This window comes from Streptococcus australis, assembly GCF_019930045.1.
Taxonomy (GTDB): domain Bacteria; phylum Bacillota; class Bacilli; order Lactobacillales; family Streptococcaceae; genus Streptococcus; species Streptococcus australis_D.
This window is the reverse complement of sequence record NZ_JAHZQQ010000027.1, coordinates 1-17,838: the sequence shown is the minus strand read 5'-3', so window position 1 is coordinate 17,838 and position 17,838 is coordinate 1. Positions and strand designations below refer to the sequence as shown.

Here is a 17,838-nt window from a genome sequence, read left to right as displayed (position 1 = left end):
TCCTATTTTCATATAGATGAAAGGAGCGAGTATGGAAGTAATACAATTATTGGCTATGTTTCGTGGAACAATTCCAAAAGATAGGGAGAAAATGGACCTATTTCTTCGTTATCAAGCGCAACATTTTGATGAGAAATGGCAGGATTTGGTAGAGAGTTTTTTGGCTGAAGAGGGCAAGATAGAAGAGATTCCTCACGTCTATTCTTTTGATCAAGATATTGTTTCTTTCCTAGAGGCCAGTTCTGAAAATCATGACCAAGATTTAGAAAGTTATACAAGAAATTTTGGACAAGCAGGTCTAAGTAAATTATCTCAATTAAGTAGTTGGGAGAAAAACTTGGTGCTAGAAGTCGCAACCTATAACCTTTCCACTCGATTTTACATCCAATCTGAAAAAGAGAAGTTAGAACCATTAAGTGAGCTTGTATTTCATCAGAATCAGGATGTCAATTTAGTCAATGTCTATCGGGTTGCGAATAATCTATCTGACCGTGTTAGTAGAGATATAGAGGAATTTCTGCTAATGGTTGATTCCAAAGAGCTTAAAAAAGAAGTTCTTGAGATTCATTTTGAAGAAAAAGAGGGAGCTGTTCTAGCCTATTTGGGTTCTGAATTAATGGCTACTTTAGATACCGTGACGGATCTTGTCCATCATGAAGAAAACTACACACAACTCCCACTGACACAAAAGCTGAAGATTATTACTCATTTTGATGAAGTAAAGGCTATAAGAGAAAAGTCTAAGCAAGTAGAGGAAGTGGTCTTACCTTTAGATAATATTGACCAGGTAGAAGAAAATGTGGAAGTTCATTCCCTATCTAAAGTAGATAAAATTGTAGAAGAAGCTTTGAGGGAATATCCAATCGGTTCACAAGTAAGTTATAAAGGACAAGTATTTCAGTTGGTTTCGATTGAAAATGCACAGTTAAATGACTTAGTTCGCCTAGAGCTATTCAATGATTCCAACCAGTTATTTGAAGAGAATCCCATCTTATACTTGAACAGTTTGGAAGAGATTGAACAAGTATTGTCTCATGTAGAACTTGAAAAAGAAGATTCAGATATTGAGATTGAATCACCAAGTGAAAGCCAGGAAATAGATTTGTTTTCCTATCTGGAAGAGGATAATGAAGAGGATAATGAAAAGGATAAGGAAACAGAAACGCTTATTGTAGGCATAGAAGAGACGGATGTTCCTGTTCAAGATTTTGTTTTTCCAGATGATTTAGAGGACTTTTATCCTAAGACAAATCGAGAAAAGATTGAGACGAATATCGCCGCAATTGAACTTGTTAAAAGATTAGAAAAAGAGGGACGACAAGCGAATCCAGAAGAACAAGAGCTACTAGCCAAGTATGTCGGCTGGGGCGGTCTTGCCAATGAATTTTTCGATGAACTCAATCCAAAGTATGAAACAGAACGTTTAACTCTTAAGAGCTTAGTAAGTAAATCAGAATACTCGACCATGAAACAAAGTTCTCTCACAGCCTATTATACAGACCCACTGATTATTCGCCAGATTTGGCAAAAGTTACTGGATGATGGTTTTGAAGGAGGAAGGATATTAGATCCTTCTATGGGGACTGGGAACTTCTTTGCGGCGATGCCTAGAAGTATACGAGAGAGATCAGAACTCTATGGAGTTGAATTAGACAGTGTGACAGGCGCAATCGCAAAACAACTCCACCCCAATACCCATATTGAAGTGCGAGGATTTGAAGAAGTTCCCTATCAAAATAATAGTTTTGATTTAGTCTTAACGAATGTTCCGTTTGGAAATTTTCGCATTGCCGATAAAAACTATGATAAACCTTATATGATTCATGATTACTTTGTCAAACACTCACTTGATTTAGTAAGAGACGGAGGACAAGTGTCGATTATCTCATCTATTGGGACAATGGATAAACGGACAGATAATGTCTTACAAGAGATTAAATCCAACACTCATTTTTTAGGGGGAGTTCGTTTGCCGGATACGGCTTTTAAAAAGATTGCAGGTACTCGAGTGACTACAGATCTCCTCTTCTTTCAAAAGGACCAAGCAAAGAATCTTAATGAAGAGGAGCTTGTCTTTAGTGGCTCTATTCCCTTTGAGGAGGATAAGCGTGTCTGGATCAATCCTTATTTTGATGGGAAATACAATACACAAGTTTTGGGTGAATATGAGGTACGTAATTTTAATGGAGGAACCCTCAATGTTAAGGGGGTATCAGAAATATTAGCTACTGACATTATGGAAGCATTAGAAAATGTGGAAGAACCTAAACCAATTGACAATTCTTTGAAAGCACCTGTTTTTATCCAAGAAGAAGTGGATAATTCGATCCCAAGTCGTATACGTGAGGACTTAGCGCTCTATTCTTTTGGATATGAGAGAAATCAAATTTATTACCGAGATACGCATGGCATTCGGAAAAGTTCAAAAGTAGACGAAATTAGTTATTATGTAGACGAGAAGGGAGAGTTTAAAGCTTGGGACAGTTCTTTGTCTGAACATAAAATAGACCGATTCGTGCAACTTCATTTGACAGATGAGGAAGCACTAGATGTTTACAAGTCAGAAGAAGCGAGTAAAAGAGGGAAATATAAGGGACTGTTCAAAAAAACTGTCTTTTATGAAAGTCCCTTATCGGATAAGGACATTAGTCGTATTAAGAGCATGGTTGATTTGAGAGAGACCTATCAATCCTTAATTGAAATTCAACGTCATTCAGATTATAGTCGAACAGATTTTCAGGAATTGCTTGGCAAATTGAATCGTGACTATGACCGCTTTGTAAGTCAATTTGGATACTTGAATGCCTCAGTCAATCGGAACTTATTTGATAGTGACGATAAGTATTCCTTACTAGCAAGTTTAGAAGATGAATACATTGATTCTAAAGATCAGAAAGTAAAATATAAAAAATCTTTAGCCTTTGAGAAAGCATTGGTTAGGCCAGAGAGAGTGATTACAAGAGTTTCAACTGCTCTAGATGCCTTAAACTCCAGTTTATCGGATGGTAGAGGGGTTGATTTAGACTATATGGTATCAATTTATCCCGAACATAGCCAAGCTGCTATTTTAGATGAGTTAGGTGACCAGATTTTAATAGATCCAGAAAGCTATTTAAGAGGAGAAAGAAAATATCTTTCTAAGAACCAATTTTTATCAGGAGATATTCTCAACAAGATAGAAGTAGTTCAACTATTAGTGGAGGAAAACAACCAAGAATATGATTGGAACCATGCTTTAGATTTGTTAGAATCTGTTCGCCCTCCAAGGATTCATCTGGCAGATATTGAGTTTAAAATAGGGTCACGTTGGATTCCTCAATCCGTTTATGGTAAATTTGCCTTTGAATGTTTTACTAATCGTGAATTTGAATTGTCTTCGCCTGATGTTGAACAGGTCATTGAAGTGAATCCTGTCGATGGCCAGGTTCATTTAAGGACATCATTTGCTTATCGCTATCCAAGTGCCAAAGATAGTAGTCTTGGAGTTAGTGGGTCACGTTATGATACAGGAAGAAAGATTTTTGAGAATTTACTTAATTCGAACCAACCGACGATTACTATGACTATTACGGAAGGAGAAAAGAAAAAGACCATCACAGATTTGGAAAAAACCTCTGTTCTAAGAGCAAAAGAGCAGCATTTACAAGAACTCTTTCAAGACTTTGTCTCACGGTATCCAGAAGTCCAACAAGTCATTGAAGAAAGCTATAATCGTCTTTATAATCGAACGGTTAGTCGAGAGTATGACGGTAGCCATCTAGTCATTGATGGCTTGGCACAAAACATCAGTCTTCGTCCTCATCAAGAGAATGCCATCCAAAGAATCGTAGAAGAAAAAAGAGCCTTATTAGCTCATGAGGTAGGTTCAGGAAAGACCTTGACCATGCTTGGTGCTGGGTTTAAATTAAAGGAGTTGGGGATGGTTCATAAGCCCTTGTATGTGGTGCCCTCTAGTTTGTCTGCTCAGTTTGGCCAAGAAATCATGAAATTTTTCCCTACTAAAAAAGTCTTTGTGACTACTAAGAAAGATTTTGTGAAGGCGAGAAGAAAACAATTTGTTTCTCGTATTATTACAGGAGATTACGATGCCATTGTCATTGGGGATTCTCAATTTGAAAAAATCCCTGTTAGTAAGGAAAGACAGATGAACTATATTGAGGATAAACTCAATGAACTACGAGAGATTAAAACACATTCTGAAAATAAGTATACCGTTAAAGAAGCAGAACAATCAATTAGTGGTTTAGAGAAACAATTGGAAGAACTCCAACGCTTTAATCGTGATAGTTTTATTGATTTTGAGAACTTAGGAATTGATTTTCTCTTTGTGGACGAAGCACATCACTTTAAAAATATTCGTCCGATTACTGGCCTTGGAAATGTAGCAGGGATTACTAATACAACTTCTAAGAAGAATGTGGATATGGAAATGAAGGTGCGACAGATTCAGGAAGAACATGATTTTAAAAATATTGTCTTTGCGACAGGAACTCCTGTTTCCAATTCTATTAGTGAGTTATATACTATGATGAACTATATTCAACCAGATATCTTAAAACGCTATCAAGTTGATTATTTTGACTCTTGGGTAGGTGCTTTTGGAGAAATTCAAAACTCTATGGAATTAGCTCCTACAGGGGATAAGTACCAACCTAAGAAACGATTTAAAAAGTTTGTCAATCTACCTGAGTTGATGAAAATCTATAAAGAAACAGCCGACATTCAAACACAAGATATGTTGGATTTACCTGTTCCAGAAGCTCATATTATCCCTATTGAGAGTGAGTTAACTGAAAACCAGAAACTCTATTTAGAAGAATTAGTTATGAGGTCAGATATGGTCAAATGTGGAACAGTTGATCCGAGTCAGGATAACATGTTAAAGATAACAGGTGAGGCACGGAAACTAGCTATTGATATGCGTTTATTGGACTCTAGTTATAGTCTAGCAGACAATCATAAACTGCTTCAGGTAGTGGATAATGTTGAAAGAATTTATCGTGAGGGAATGGAAAATAAGGCTACTCAGATGATTTTTTCAGATATTGGCACACCTAAGAAAAAAGATAATGGCTTTGATGTTTATTCTGAGATTAAGGCTTTATTAGTTGATAGAGGAATCCCTAGTAAAGAAATTGCCTTTGTACATGATGCCAATAGTGATGAAAAGAAGAATAGTTTGTCTCGAAAGGTCAATGCAGGAGAGGTGCGGATTCTCCTTGCCTCAACTGAAAAAGGAGGAACAGGTTTAAATGTTCAGAGCAAAATGAAAGCAGTCCACCACCTAGATGTACCGTGGAGACCAAGTGACATTCAGCAACGCAATGGACGGATAATCCGACAGGGAAATGAAAACAAGGAAGTGGATATTTACCACTACATTACCAAAGGTTCATTTGATAATTATCTATGGGCAACTCAGGAGAACAAACTCCGTTATATTAAGCAGATTATGACTTCTAAGGAGCCGATTCGTGCTGCAGAAGATATTGATGAGCAGACCATGACAGCTTCTGACTTTAAGGCATTAGCAACAGGTAATCCTTATCTTAAATATAAGATGGAACTAGAGAATGATTTGACCCTATTAGAAAATCAAAGACGTGCCTTTCAACGCAGCAAGGATCACTATCGTCATACAATCTCTTACTGTGAAGAAAATATGCCCATTCTTGAGAAACGATTAAGCAAGTATGAAGGCGACATTCAACAGTCTGAAATGTCGAAAGACCAGGCATTTTCTATGACAGTAGGCAAGCAAGCTTTTGAGCAACGAGCTGAAGCAGGTGAATCCCTACACCGTCTTATCCGTCATAATCAAGCTGACAGCAAAGAATTCCGAACCCTAGCAAGCTATCGAGGATTTGACATTAAAATGCTTAGTCTTCCAACAAATCAACCTCTTCCTGAAACCTTCTCTGTTAAGATTGTGGGAGAAAATCAGTATTCTGTCAGTTTAGATTTGTATTCTCCTTTGGGGACAATTCAAAGACTTCAGCATACGATTGATCACATTAAGGAGGACCAAGTGAAAACTCAGAACTTATTGGATGAATTACAGGATAAATTGACTACTGCTAAAGTTGAAATTGAGAAAAATTTTCCAAAGGAAGAGGATTATCAAACTAAAAAGGCCGAATACGATGTACTCTCGCCATTGATTGAAACAGAAACGGATTTAGATATTATTGATCAGGCCTTAAGACAATTCCACGAAAAAGGAAAAGAAAGGCAAGAACAACTTTCTTTTGAATTAGATTAAAAAATAGATACAAATAGCGGACAAGAAAAGAAAAGCGCGGTAAAATAAAGATAGAAAGAAACGAGGTAACGATTATGATGGAAGATACCTATTATCAATTAGAAGAGGCCTTGGTACAGGGATTTCAAACGCCTGAAGAATACCAAGCCTACAAGGAGCTAAAGGAACATTATGAGGAAGTTACTGGGGATTACAGTTTTTCTAAACGAGAACTCACTAGTCAATTGGAAATAGCTCTTCAAAATCATCGAGGTGTGGACTTTGAAGAATATGAAAAAGAGGAGTATTTGGACTTAGTTCAAAAATTAGAAGAGTTTGATTCCTCTCTTGCCACCCATTATCGTCAATTGATTGACTAGAAAGGAGAAAGTCATGAATGATTTACTCCTTATCCCAGTAATTTTTTTAGCAGTAGGAGGAATTCTCATTCTTTTATGGAGACTCTTTCTTATTGCCAGTGGACTTTTCCTTATTGGTTTTATTAGTTTTCTTATTTTCGTGGAGGTCTATGGAATTTATTTGTTCTTTACTGAACCTAGTTTATATTTTGATGATATCAGACAACATGGTTTAACTAGTTTTACGGCTGTGTACCTTTTCATCAATCTGATGTTGGTTCTAGGATTCAGTTGGCACTTCATTAACTCCATAAATAAGGAAAAAATATGAACTTTTTAGATAATCAAAAGACTTTATCTGAATCTAAATTCGGATAAGGTTTTTTATTTGCCTTGATTCTTTCATATACTTCATAGCTAAATTGGAGTAATAATTTATGAAAATCATTATCCTCACTATTATTACTTGTATTTATAGCTTGTTTATGTCGTTCAATATGAGAAAGAGCTCTTCTCAAATTTTCTTCTTTTAATTTGTTCATATTTATATTATAAGCTGAAGACAGCTAATTTTGATATTTTTCTCTGAACTGTACGATTTGGCGCCTGAAATGTAGGAATTACCTTTCGTTGTGATGTGATAAAACTTACAAGTTCTTTTTGTTATTCTTGACCTAGTTTTTATAGAAAGAAGGTCTAAGATGTTAAATAAAGTCAAAACTAAAGCCTTAATTAGTGTTGGAGCAGTAGCCGCAACTAGCTTTATTCTCATGATGGGATATACTGCTGGTCAACATTCTACTGCTAAACAAAGTCGCAAAGAAATCGAATTGGCTGCAGCTAAACTTGTAGAGGACAAACAAGCAGAAGATAAAGCCAGCATTTTGTCATCGGATACTGTAAAAGAATTTTTGACGCAGTACTATACGAAAGAAAAGCTCGGAGAAAATAATACACGTATTCAACCTTATATGACTGAATCGGCTTATTCTCAAGAATTGTCAAGTCAAAATGATGCTATGAACCAAGTGTATAAGGATTATATTTTGGATTATCATTTTGAAAAAGCAGATATCTTTGTCAATCAGACTACGAATCAAGCCATTGCCATGGTCTCTTATAATGTAACCTATGTATCTGATTTAAAGAATGCCAACCAATCAAAGACTAATCAGACAGAAACAAGAACAGTTAAGTTGTCTTATTCGAAACTACCAGGTAAGTTATTGGTCAATCAAGTACAGGTTTGGAAATCTGGGTTAGATGATTTAGATAAGGCAACTCCTAAAACTTTAGAAGAATCATCATCAATACCATCACTGCCAAATACTACGACAAAATGATGATGTTTTATGAATATAGAGGAATGTAAGCAAATTTCAATTCTTGATGTAGCCAATCGTTTAGGTATTTCCTTTAAACAAGTTTCTAGCCGTGTCTATGAACATCCTGAACACGATTCATTCCGAATTTTTTCAACTACCAATACTTTTAAATGGTTTTCAAGAGATATTCAAGGTGATGTTATTGATTTTGTTCGACTTGTTAAGGGAATTTCCTTTAAAGAAGCTCTAGCTTTTCTTTCTGAAGAACCTTTTCAAAAAGAAGCTGTTCAAGAAAAAAGAGAGAGACCATTTTATTATCCTTTAAAGAGAGTAGAAGATTCTAACTGCAGTCTGGCCAGATATTACTTAACAAAATGTAGAGGAATCTCAGAAGAAATCATAGAAAAGATGATTCAACAAGGTTTGATAGCACAAGCTAGTTGGAAAACAAATGAAACTGTTGAACCTGTTATTGTTTTTAAAAGCTTTGATCATCGTCACAAACTGCAGGCAGCAAGTATACAAGGGATTTATAAGAATCACTCTCTTCCTAGAGAGAGGTTAAAAACGATTCTAAAAGGAAGCCATGGACATGTTGGAATATCCTTTGATATTGGTAAACCAAATAGACTGGTCTTTTGTGAATCGTTTATCGACTTGATGAGCTATTACGAACTTCATCAACAAAGCCTATCAGATGTTCGTTTGGTATCTATGGAGGGATTAAAAAGGTCTGTTGTTGCTTATCAAACTTTACGACTGATAGCTGAAGAAAATCAGAAGTTGGAATTTTTAGATACAGTAATACCTTCAAAGTTATTGCCTTTGTTCAATACAATTCGTGATACCACCAGCTATTTTGATAATCATTCTGATTTATTGACACTGGCAGTAGATTGTGATGATGCAGGTAAAGATTTTTCTGATAAGTTATCTAAATCAGGATTGCCTGTTTTCCTGGATTTTCCTGATAATGAATCAGGGAAAGAAAAAGTAGACTGGAATGATGTCCTTAGAGAAAAGAAATCAGATTTACAATTGATGATCGAGACTGCAAAAGAGACATTGGGGAATCAACCAGTAAGACAAATCTCTCAATGTTTAGAATTGTGATAACAAAATCAAGATGTTTTAGCTAATATTAAAATGAAGGAGGATCGTATATGACCATTATTGAACGCTTAGAAGAAAAGGTCACTAGGCAAGAAAGTAAGGTAGCAAGAGAGACAGAAAAACTAGCTGCTTACAAAGAGCAACTAGAGACAGCGATGTTTGCGACGTTCAAAAGGCGTCAAAGCATTAGTCACATGAGTTTTGAAGAAGCTCTTGACCATGCCTTCGGTAGAGAAAGACAATTCGATGATTCTGAATTTAGAAAGGATGAAATGAGTGAATGACAAAAGATTGGAATTTTAATCAACCATTAGAGAGTAAATCAGAAAATCAAGAAGATCCAGATAAAATTGCGGCCTTATTTGGAAATCATCAAGGAGGTAATGATGTAAATTATGAAGCAGCTTTTCAAAAGCGAAAACAAGCACCTGTGACGGAATCAAATTCTAGCTCTAAACCCAAAGTTACAGAGGTTAGAACAGGAAAAGAGACAGATATCACTACAAGTTATCAGCAACATCTTAAAAGACTTATTGCAGATAACAATAGCGATATTCAAAGTAGTCAAAAGAAAATTGAAGAGCTACATACGTTGATTGACACAAAGAATAAAGACAATAAGAAATTGCAGTCCATTTATGATGCGATTTCCGAATTACACTAAGCAGTCTTAAGAGGCTGCTTTTTTTGAGAGGTTATAGATGTTTACAACATTTTTTAAGAAAAACCACGACAATGGTGATGTATTTAAGAAGCTAATTCATAGACTATCTGATATGTCTGTCCAAGATCTTGAAAAAATAGACCGATTGTTAGATATCATTTTCACTCCAGATCAAGGATCAGAACAACTAAAAACAGAAGCAACTTATAGGGAAGAAACTTTGGACGACACATTAAAGGAAGCAAAGAATCAACTTCATAAGGAACAACTGGAGAAGAATTTAGAGAGATTTAGGAAAAATAGTCAATAATGCACCAAAATTGGTGCGTTATACTTTTTTATGCTATAATTGAATTATAAAAATAAAGGAGTTTACCATGATTGGAAAGAACATAAAATCCTTACGTAAAACACATGACTTAACACAAGACGACTTTGCCCGAATTGTAGGAATTTCTCGAAATAGCTTGAGCCGGTATGAAAATGGAACGAGTTCAGTCTCTACGGAACTAATAGACATCATTTGTCAGAAGTTTAATGTATCTTATGTCGATATTGTAGGAGAAGATAAAATGCTCAATCCTGTTGAAGATTATGAATTGACTTTAAAAATTGAAATTGTGAAAGAAAGAGGAGCTAATCTATTATCACGACTCTATCGTTATCAAGATAGTCAGAGAATTAGCATTGATGATGAATCTAATCCTTGGATTTTAATGAGTGATGATCTATCTGACTTGATTCATACGAATATCTATTTAGTAGATAATTTTGATGAAATAGAGAGGTATAGCGGCTATTTGGATGGAATTGAACGTATGTTAGAGATATCTGAAAAACGGATGGTAGCCTAATGGAAATCCAAGATTATACTGATAGTGAATTCAAACATGCTCTAGCACGGAATCTTCGTTCTCTGACAAGAGGAAAAAAGTCCAGTAAGCAACCTATAGCGATTTTGCTTGGAGGGCAAAGTGGTGCTGGTAAGACTACAATTCATCGTATTAAACAGAAAGAATTTCAAGGAAATATTGTTATCATAGATGGCGATAGTTTTCGCTCTCAACATCCACACTATTTAGAACTGCAGCAAGGATATGGCAAAGACAGTGTAGAATACACCAAAGATTTTGCAGGAAAAATGGTAGAGTCTTTAGTAAGAGAATTGAGTCATTTGGGATACAATCTTTTGATTGAGGGAACTTTACGTACTATTGATGTTCCAAAGAAAACAGCACAACTCTTGAAAAGTAGGGGATATGAAGTACAATTAGCCTTGATTGCGACAAAGCCTAAGCTGTCCTATCTGAGCACCCTTATCCGATACGAAGAACTGTACGCTATCAATCCAAATCAAGCACGCGCAACTCCAAAAGAACATCATGATTTCATTGTAAATCATCTAGTTGATAATACACGACAATTGGAAGAACTAGCTATCTTTGAAAGAATTCAAATTTACCAACGAGATAGAAGTTGTGTATATGATTCGAGAGAAAATACAACTTCAGCAGCAACCGTTCTTCATGATTTACTATTTGGAGAATGGAATCAAGTAGAGAGGGATATGCTTAAATCAGGAGAAGAAAGATTGAAAGATTTAACTAATCGAAATGGTTGTTAGAGTTAGAATTTTAAAATAAAGTCTATTGGATCGTCAATTAAAAAATAACGATCTTTTTTATATTCTCTATTTTCTTTTTCAAATTTTTTCAAAAGTTTTAGCATTCTTCAGTGATGATTTCTTGTAGTTTATGATTATTTTAAATCCTGGGTGTTATTAAACTCTTGATTTTTTCAAGAAGCTATGGTATTCTTTTGTTAGTTAATAAACTTACAAAGGAGAAGAGATGTTTTCACCTACTAAATTAAAAGAAAAAAGAGAGAGTCAAGGCTTATCTCAATCTCAACTTGCTTCTAGTTTAGGAATTAGTAGAGCTTCGTACTTTAATTGGGAATCAGGTAAAACAAAACCGAATCAAAATAATCTAAGCAAATTGAGTGAGATTTTTAATGTAGACCCACGATATTTTGAATCAGAGTTTGAAATAGTAGAAACCTATCTCAAGCTAACTAAAAAGAATCAAAAAGCAACACTTCATTATGCTACAGAATTGTTGAACAAACAGAATGCGAAGGTTGTAGAAATTCCTGAGCGTTTTGCTTATAAAGTTTACGAAAAATTATCAGCTGGTACAGGAACAGCTTATTTTGATGATGGTAATTACGATACAGTTTATTTTAATTATCAATTTGATTATGACTTTGCATCATGGGTGTTTGGAAATTCAATGGAACCGACATATGAAAATGGTTCTGTAGCCCTTATTAAGCAAACGGGATTTGATTATGACGGGGCTATCTATGCCATAGATTGGGATGGTCAAACCTACATTAAGAAAGTGTATCGTGAAGAAAATGGGCTTCGTTTAGTTTCACTCAATCGGAACTATTCAGATAAGTTTGCGCCTTATGATGAGAATCCTCGCATTATAGGGAAAATAGTTGGGAACTTTATGCCTTTAGAGGACTAAGTATGAGTTGGTTTGATTATAGTCTCGAACCTCAAAGTGACATTGCCTTTATTGATATGAAATCTTTTTACGCAAGTGTAGAATGTGTAGATAGAGGATTACACCCACTTAAGACTTCGCTTTGTGTTATGAGTCGTGCAGATAATTCTGCTGGTTTAATTCTTGCTTCCTCTCCTATGTTTAAAAAGGTCTTTGGAAAGTCGAACGTTGGACGTTCCTATGATTTACCTTTTGATGTAAAGACTCGCAAATTCTCTTATTATAATGCTAGAAAGCAAGGTTTACCGACAACGATAGATTATGTTCGTTATATAGAGGAATGGGCAAAATCAACTGTGATTGTTCCTCCGAGAATGGATACTTATATTGCTGTCAATATGGATATTCAAAAAATCTTTCAAGATTTTGCGGCATCAGACGATATCTATCCCTACTCAATTGATGAAGGATTTATTGATTTAACAAGTTCATTAAATTATTTTGTACCAGATAAAAGTATTAGTAGGAAAGATAAATTAGATATTATTTCTGCTGCTATTCAAAAAAAGATTTGGAGAAAAACTGGAATCTATTCAACTGTAGGCATGTCTAATGCCAATCCCTTATTAGCTAAGTTGGCACTTGATAATGAAGCTAAAAAGAATCCGACAATGAGAGCCAATTGGTCCTATGAGGATGTCGAAAAGAAAGTATGGACTATTCCTAAAATGACAGATTTCTGGGGAATTGGAAATCGCATGGAGAAAAGATTACATAATTTAGGTATCTTTTCGATTAAAGAATTGGCTCAGGCTAATCCTGACTTGATTAAAAAAGAGCTTGGTATCATGGGTCTAGAGTTATGGTTCCATGCCAATGGGATTGATGAAAGTAATGTTCATAAACCTTATAAGCCAAAGTCAAAAGGGATAGGGAACTCTCAAGTTTTACCAAAAGATTATATTAAACAAAGAGATATTGAGATCATACTTCGTGAGATGGCAGAACAAGTTGCAGTTAGATTGAGAAGATCTGGTAAAAAAGCAACAGTAGTTTCTATACATCTAGGCTACTCTAAAGTGGAACAAAAGCGTTCTATCAATACTCAAATGAAAATTGAACCAACTAATCAAACAGCACTACTGACAAACTACGTTTTAAAGTTATTTCACACTAAATATACTTCAGGAGCTATCAGGAATGTTGCGGTTAACTATTCTGGTTTAGTGGATGAATCCTTTGGATTGATTTCATTATTTGATGATATTGAGAAAATAGAAAAAGAAGAAAGGCTCCAGTCCGCAATCGATGCTATTCGAACAGAATTTGGGTTCACTTCACTATTGAAAGGTAATGCCCTAGATCAAGCTTCTAGAACAATTGCTAGAAGCAAACTCATTGGTGGTCATTCAGCTGGAGGATTAGATGGACTAAAATGATGAATCGTTCTTATTTACCTTTTGAGTCTGCCCGAGTATATCAGGATCGTGGCATGGCTAAGTGGATGGGCTTCTTTTTGTCAGAACATTCCAGTTCTCTTTGGGCAGAAAAAAATAAAGAAGATATCTCCATTTCCCTATCATTGGAAGAGAAAGTTCTATTTGTTCGTCAACTTTATACGAATGTATTCCCTGCAACTTTTGTTTTTAAGTTTTCTAATCAAAGAAAAGTAGTATCAGGTATTGTTAAAGAGATTGGAAAAGAGTTTATATCTATAAAATCAGACACTGGTTTTCTTCGATTAAAATGGGAAGATATACTCGATATACAGATAGAAGGGGAGGGATTACATGAATCGTAAAGAATTATATGATGATAAATTACAGCTAGATTATTTTTCAGATTCTTATTTACAGTTTGAGTCAGATTTTTACAAGTATTCAGCTTTAGATATACCATTAACATTTATCACAGATGATATTTTACGCACAATGGCTATGTCTCAAAAACATTATTTTAAACTTAACAAAAGTAAATCTTTAGACGGTCGTGATCATTACTTTGTTTTTTCTATCAAGATGAACAAAGACAGTAGTGGTATTAGACAGTATGAATATCAGAGACATTGTTTTAATTTGTAAGAGTCCGACAGGGCTCTTTTTTCTGTGATAATTTTATCAAAAAGTATTTGTTATACTTTTTTTAATTTAGATTTATCTTGGGGGTTTGGGGGCGGAGCCACCACATTGTCATATCGTTTGTTTTTTGAACCGTGAGGTTTGAAATGGCAGGCGATATGATGTTTGGGATATTGTGGACACAATATCTGAGCTCGCAAAGCCTTACAAGATGACAGATTTTGTCTTTGCAAGTTTCCCGTGGTTAATACGGGGTCGGGGATTGTCCAACCATTGATGAAAGTGAGGAAATAGTATGTCAGAACAATACAGAGACATTCGCAAAGAGGTTAATTTAACCGCAAATGAATTGGAAATGATTGAAGTGATAATGAAAAATAAGGGGTTTGAACATTTTTCGCCCTTTGCTCGAAATAAATTGCTGGAGGAAGAGTTTGAAATGACTGCTGAAAAGTGGTTTGCCCTCTGGCAATCCCAAAAACTAGAACAAATCAGTCGTGACGTTCATGATGTTTTAATATTGGCACAGTCCGAACATCAAGTTACCCAAGATCATGTATCTATTCTCTTAACCTGCGTACAGGAGTTGATTAAAGAAGTTGGAAACTCCATTCCCCTCAGCCAAGACTTCCGTAATAAATACATGAGGTGAGTACATGGAACATCGTTACCGAACCAATCTCAAGAAAGTGTTTCTGTCTGATAGCGAATTGAGTCAGTTGAAACATTGTATCGACCAAAGCGGTTGTCAATCTTTTTCAGAATATGCTCGACGAACCCTACTTGACCCTGGCATGAATTTCATCACCATTGATACAACTGGTTATCAAGATTTGATTTTTGAATTAAAACGAATCGGAAACAATATTAATCAAATAGCCAGAAGCATAAATTATTCGAATTTAATAACGGAAGTTGAGTTAAATGAATTGAGAAAAGGTATAGAAGAGTTAATAGTAGAAGTGGAGAAATATTTTCTTATTCAATCTGAAAAATTGAGGAAATTTTATGGTCATCACTAAACACTTTGCGATTCATGGAAAAAATTATCGTAGTAAACTAATCAAATATATTTTGAATCCAAGTAAAACAAAAAATCTAGCACTAGTTTCAGATTTTGGTATGAGAAATTATTTAGATTTTCCTAGTTATAAAGAACTAGTGAAGATGTACAATGATAATTTTTTAAGTAATGATGGTCTTTATGAATTTCGTCATGATAGGCAAGAAGTAAATCAACGAAAAATTCATTCTCATCATATCATTCAGTCTTTTTCTCCAGATGACCATCTTACTCCCGAACAAATCAATCGGATTGGTTATGAGACAGTTAAAGAGTTGACAGGAGGTAGATTTCGTTTTATCGTAGCAACTCATGTCGATAAAGATCATATACACAATCACATCATCCTAAATTCAATTGATCAGAATTCTGATAAAAAATTTATGTGGAATTATAAGGCAGAACATAATCTACGAATGGTTTCTGATCGTCTTTCAAAAATTGCAGGGGCAAAAATTATAGAAAATCGTTATTCGCATCGTCAGTATGAAGTTTATCGCAAAACAAATTACAAATATGAAATAAAACAACGGGTATATTTTCTAATCGAGAACTCGAAAAATTTTGAAGATCTTAAGCAAAAAGCTAGAGCTTTAAATTTAAAAATTGATTTTAGACACAAGCATGCCACCTTTTTTTTGACGGATTCAACTATGAAACAGGTGGTGCGTGATAATAAATTGAATAGAAAACAACCTTATGATGAAACATATTTTAAGAAAAAGTTTGTTCAAAGGGAAATCATAAATATCTTAGAATTTCTACTTCCAAAAATGAAGAATATGAATGAATTGATTCAACAAGCAGAATTGTTTGGTTTAAAAATAATTCCGAAAGAAAAACATGTTCTATTTAAATTTAATGGGATTAAGCTTTCAGAACAGGAATTGGGAAAAACGAATCAGTACAGTGTTTGTTATTTTAAAGACTATTTTAATAACAAAAATGATACTTTCGGATTAGATAATAAAAATTTAGTTGAACTTTACAATGAAGAAAAGCTAATTAAAGAAAAAAAGTTGCCGACAGAAGATATGGTATGGGAATCCTATCAAGATTTCAAGAGAAAGAGGGATGCTGTTCATGAGTTTGAAGTAGAGTTAAATCTTAATCAAATAGAAGAAGTAGTAGACGATGGAATTTACATTAAGGTACAGTTTGGTATCCGACAAGAAGGACTTATTTTTGTACCAAATATTCAAATCAATATGGAAGAAGAAAAAGTTAAAGTATTTCTCAGAGAAACTAGTTCTTACTATGTATATCATAAAGATTCAGCAGAAAAAAATCGCTTTATGAAAGGTAAAATTTTGATTAGACAATTTAATCTTCAGTATGAACCGCAGTATATGTATAGAAGAATACCTCTTAGTAAAATTAAAGAAAAAATAGAACAATTAGATTTTCTTATGTCTGCAGAAAATAGTCAGAATGCTTTTGAGGATATAACCAAGGATTTCATTGCACAAATATCATACCTAGAGAATATGATTGACCACGTACAAAATAAAATTGATGATTTGAGTAATTTAGAAGAAACATTGTTGAATGATTCGACAAATAGTTCTAGCAATTTAGAAAATAATATTCAAGGTAAAAGTTTAGTAGATACAATAGAGAAGGATTTATACATATATAAAGGAAAGATTGAAACACTGAAGGAACAACATAGAGAAGCAATAAATTTATTTGAAATGTTTAATAAAACAATAAAGAAATATAAGAAAAAACAAAATATGAAATCTATTAAGGAAAATGAGATACATTTAGAGTAAACAGTTTCCTAAAAAGTATATATAGAATAGTTTCATGTGCCAATTTGTCACATATTTAAAAATAAAAAAATAACTATATTATACTTATTTTAGGAGACATTTGATGTTGAAAAGGATTAGAGATTTACGTGAAGATGATGATTTGACACAAGAATATATTGCGAAAATCGTTTTGAATTGTACAAGATCAGCTTATTCTAAAATGGAAGCTGGTAGCAGGTTAATCTCTATAAATGACCTTATCAAACTTGCAGATTTTTATAAGGTAAGTTTAGACTACCTTGTAGGTCGAGTGGATAATAAAGAAGACCATTACTCCAAAAAGTAGTAGGTTAAGAAAGCACATTGACAATTGAATAGTCCAAAATGGTACTTTCCTCATTTGTGGAGCAGATTTGAATGGCTCGCCATGATAAGAGCGATTTTTAAACCATCAATAAAATAGAGCGATACTTTATATGCCACGATACAAATGATATACAATGATACTTCTGACCGTTCAGGCTGCCACCGTGAAAGAGCAGCAAGTGAAATTCTTATGATGACTTCATCAGTCATGCCATGGAGGAGATTGATAAAAGATAAAAGGGAAGTGATTTTTTGAAATCAAATTTAGAAAATTATATAGTCGCCCTGTTGTAAAATGAAGTGCAACACAAAAGACACGTTCATCTGATATACTAGAATTGCGAAAAACAGCATAAAGG

At 34.4% G+C, this 17,838-nt stretch carries 19 protein-coding genes; 18 read left to right on the top strand and 1 reads right to left on the bottom strand.

Features of this window, described 5'->3' with window-relative positions; all coding sequences use genetic code 11:
* The first annotated feature begins 31 nt into the window (after positions 1–31).
* From K1J10_RS06385 to K1J10_RS06375, 3 genes are all read left to right on the top strand, one after another.
* A complete protein-coding gene (locus K1J10_RS06385; RefSeq protein ID WP_223356274.1) occupies positions 32–6,262 on the top strand; it encodes a DEAD/DEAH box helicase family protein in 6,231 nt (2,076 codons plus the stop codon).
* 74 nt (positions 6,263–6,336) lie between these two features.
* Complete coding sequence (locus K1J10_RS06380) at positions 6,337–6,621, top strand: DUF5962 family protein (protein ID WP_000969641.1); 285 nt, start codon at positions 6,337–6,339, stop codon at positions 6,619–6,621.
* Between the two features lie 13 nt (positions 6,622–6,634).
* Positions 6,635–6,931 carry a DUF5966 family protein gene (locus K1J10_RS06375; RefSeq protein WP_000998891.1) on the top strand — a complete coding sequence of 99 codons (297 nt, stop codon included), beginning with the start codon at positions 6,635–6,637 and terminating at the stop codon, positions 6,929–6,931.
* 13 nt (positions 6,932–6,944) lie between these two features.
* Here K1J10_RS06375 and K1J10_RS06370 read toward each other — a convergent pair whose 3' ends face one another.
* Positions 6,945–7,142, bottom strand: coding sequence for a hypothetical protein (locus K1J10_RS06370; RefSeq protein WP_004249782.1), 198 nt, complete (start codon positions 7,140–7,142; stop codon positions 6,945–6,947).
* Positions 7,143–7,301: 159 nt separating this feature from the next.
* On the opposite strand from K1J10_RS06370, the gene K1J10_RS06365 reads away from it, so the two are divergent.
* The 15 genes from K1J10_RS06365 to K1J10_RS06295 all read left to right on the top strand — a co-directional run bounded on the left by K1J10_RS06365 (position 7,302) and on the right by K1J10_RS06295 (position 17,459).
* Positions 7,302–7,943, top strand: a complete 642-nt coding sequence (locus K1J10_RS06365) for a hypothetical protein (protein WP_000933082.1) — start codon at positions 7,302–7,304, stop codon at positions 7,941–7,943.
* A 9-nt stretch (positions 7,944–7,952) separates the two neighbouring features.
* Positions 7,953–9,038, top strand: a complete 1,086-nt coding sequence (locus tag K1J10_RS06360; RefSeq protein ID WP_223356272.1) for a toprim domain-containing protein — start codon at positions 7,953–7,955, stop codon at positions 9,036–9,038.
* Between the two features lie 50 nt (positions 9,039–9,088).
* Positions 9,089–9,322 carry a DUF5965 family protein gene (locus tag K1J10_RS06355; protein ID WP_000152422.1) on the top strand — a complete coding sequence of 78 codons (234 nt, stop codon included), beginning with the start codon at positions 9,089–9,091 and terminating at the stop codon, positions 9,320–9,322.
* Positions 9,319–9,702: a DUF5945 family protein gene (locus tag K1J10_RS06350; RefSeq protein WP_002933294.1), complete on the top strand. Its 384-nt coding sequence runs from the start codon at positions 9,319–9,321 to the stop codon at positions 9,700–9,702. Before K1J10_RS06355 ends, K1J10_RS06350 begins: the two co-directional genes overlap by 4 nt.
* A gap of 37 nt (positions 9,703–9,739) precedes the next feature.
* The gene (locus K1J10_RS06345; protein WP_049500004.1) at positions 9,740–10,012 is read left to right on the top strand and encodes a hypothetical protein; all 273 of its coding nucleotides are present in this window, start codon (positions 9,740–9,742) and stop codon (positions 10,010–10,012) included.
* 67 nt (positions 10,013–10,079) lie between these two features.
* Complete coding sequence (gene pezA, locus K1J10_RS06340; protein WP_049500002.1) at positions 10,080–10,556, top strand: type II toxin-antitoxin system antitoxin PezA; 477 nt, start codon at positions 10,080–10,082, stop codon at positions 10,554–10,556.
* Positions 10,556–11,326, top strand: a complete 771-nt coding sequence (gene pezT / locus K1J10_RS06335) for a type II toxin-antitoxin system toxin PezT (RefSeq protein WP_049500000.1) — start codon at positions 10,556–10,558, stop codon at positions 11,324–11,326. The genes pezA and pezT overlap by 1 nt, the downstream gene beginning before the upstream one ends.
* Before the next feature lie 226 nt (positions 11,327–11,552).
* Positions 11,553–12,236, top strand: a complete 684-nt coding sequence (locus K1J10_RS06330; RefSeq protein WP_049499998.1) for a LexA family transcriptional regulator — start codon at positions 11,553–11,555, stop codon at positions 12,234–12,236.
* A gap of 2 nt (positions 12,237–12,238) precedes the next feature.
* Entirely contained in the window at positions 12,239–13,654 is a 1,416-nt protein-coding gene (locus K1J10_RS06325; protein WP_223356270.1) for a Y-family DNA polymerase, read from the top strand.
* Positions 13,651–14,016, top strand: coding sequence for a hypothetical protein (locus K1J10_RS06320; protein ID WP_049499993.1), 366 nt, complete (start codon positions 13,651–13,653; stop codon positions 14,014–14,016). Before K1J10_RS06325 ends, K1J10_RS06320 begins: the two co-directional genes overlap by 4 nt.
* Positions 14,006–14,296, top strand: a complete 291-nt coding sequence (locus K1J10_RS06315; protein WP_001080184.1) for a DUF5960 family protein — start codon at positions 14,006–14,008, stop codon at positions 14,294–14,296. Before K1J10_RS06320 ends, K1J10_RS06315 begins: the two co-directional genes overlap by 11 nt.
* A gap of 292 nt (positions 14,297–14,588) precedes the next feature.
* Complete coding sequence (locus K1J10_RS06310; protein WP_223356269.1) at positions 14,589–14,945, top strand: SAG1252 family conjugative relaxosome accessory protein; 357 nt, start codon at positions 14,589–14,591, stop codon at positions 14,943–14,945.
* Positions 14,946–14,949: 4 nt separating this feature from the next.
* Positions 14,950–15,315 (top strand): MobC family plasmid mobilization relaxosome protein, encoded by a 366-nt coding sequence (locus K1J10_RS06305; protein ID WP_049499989.1) that lies wholly within the window; start codon positions 14,950–14,952, stop codon positions 15,313–15,315.
* The gene (locus tag K1J10_RS06300) at positions 15,302–17,131 is read left to right on the top strand and encodes an SAG1250 family conjugative relaxase (protein ID WP_223356266.1); all 1,830 of its coding nucleotides are present in this window, start codon (positions 15,302–15,304) and stop codon (positions 17,129–17,131) included. Before K1J10_RS06305 ends, K1J10_RS06300 begins: the two co-directional genes overlap by 14 nt.
* A gap of 103 nt (positions 17,132–17,234) precedes the next feature.
* Positions 17,235–17,459 (top strand): helix-turn-helix domain-containing protein, encoded by a 225-nt coding sequence (locus K1J10_RS06295; RefSeq protein ID WP_004261340.1) that lies wholly within the window; start codon positions 17,235–17,237, stop codon positions 17,457–17,459.
* The last annotated feature ends 379 nt before the right edge of the window (positions 17,460–17,838 follow it).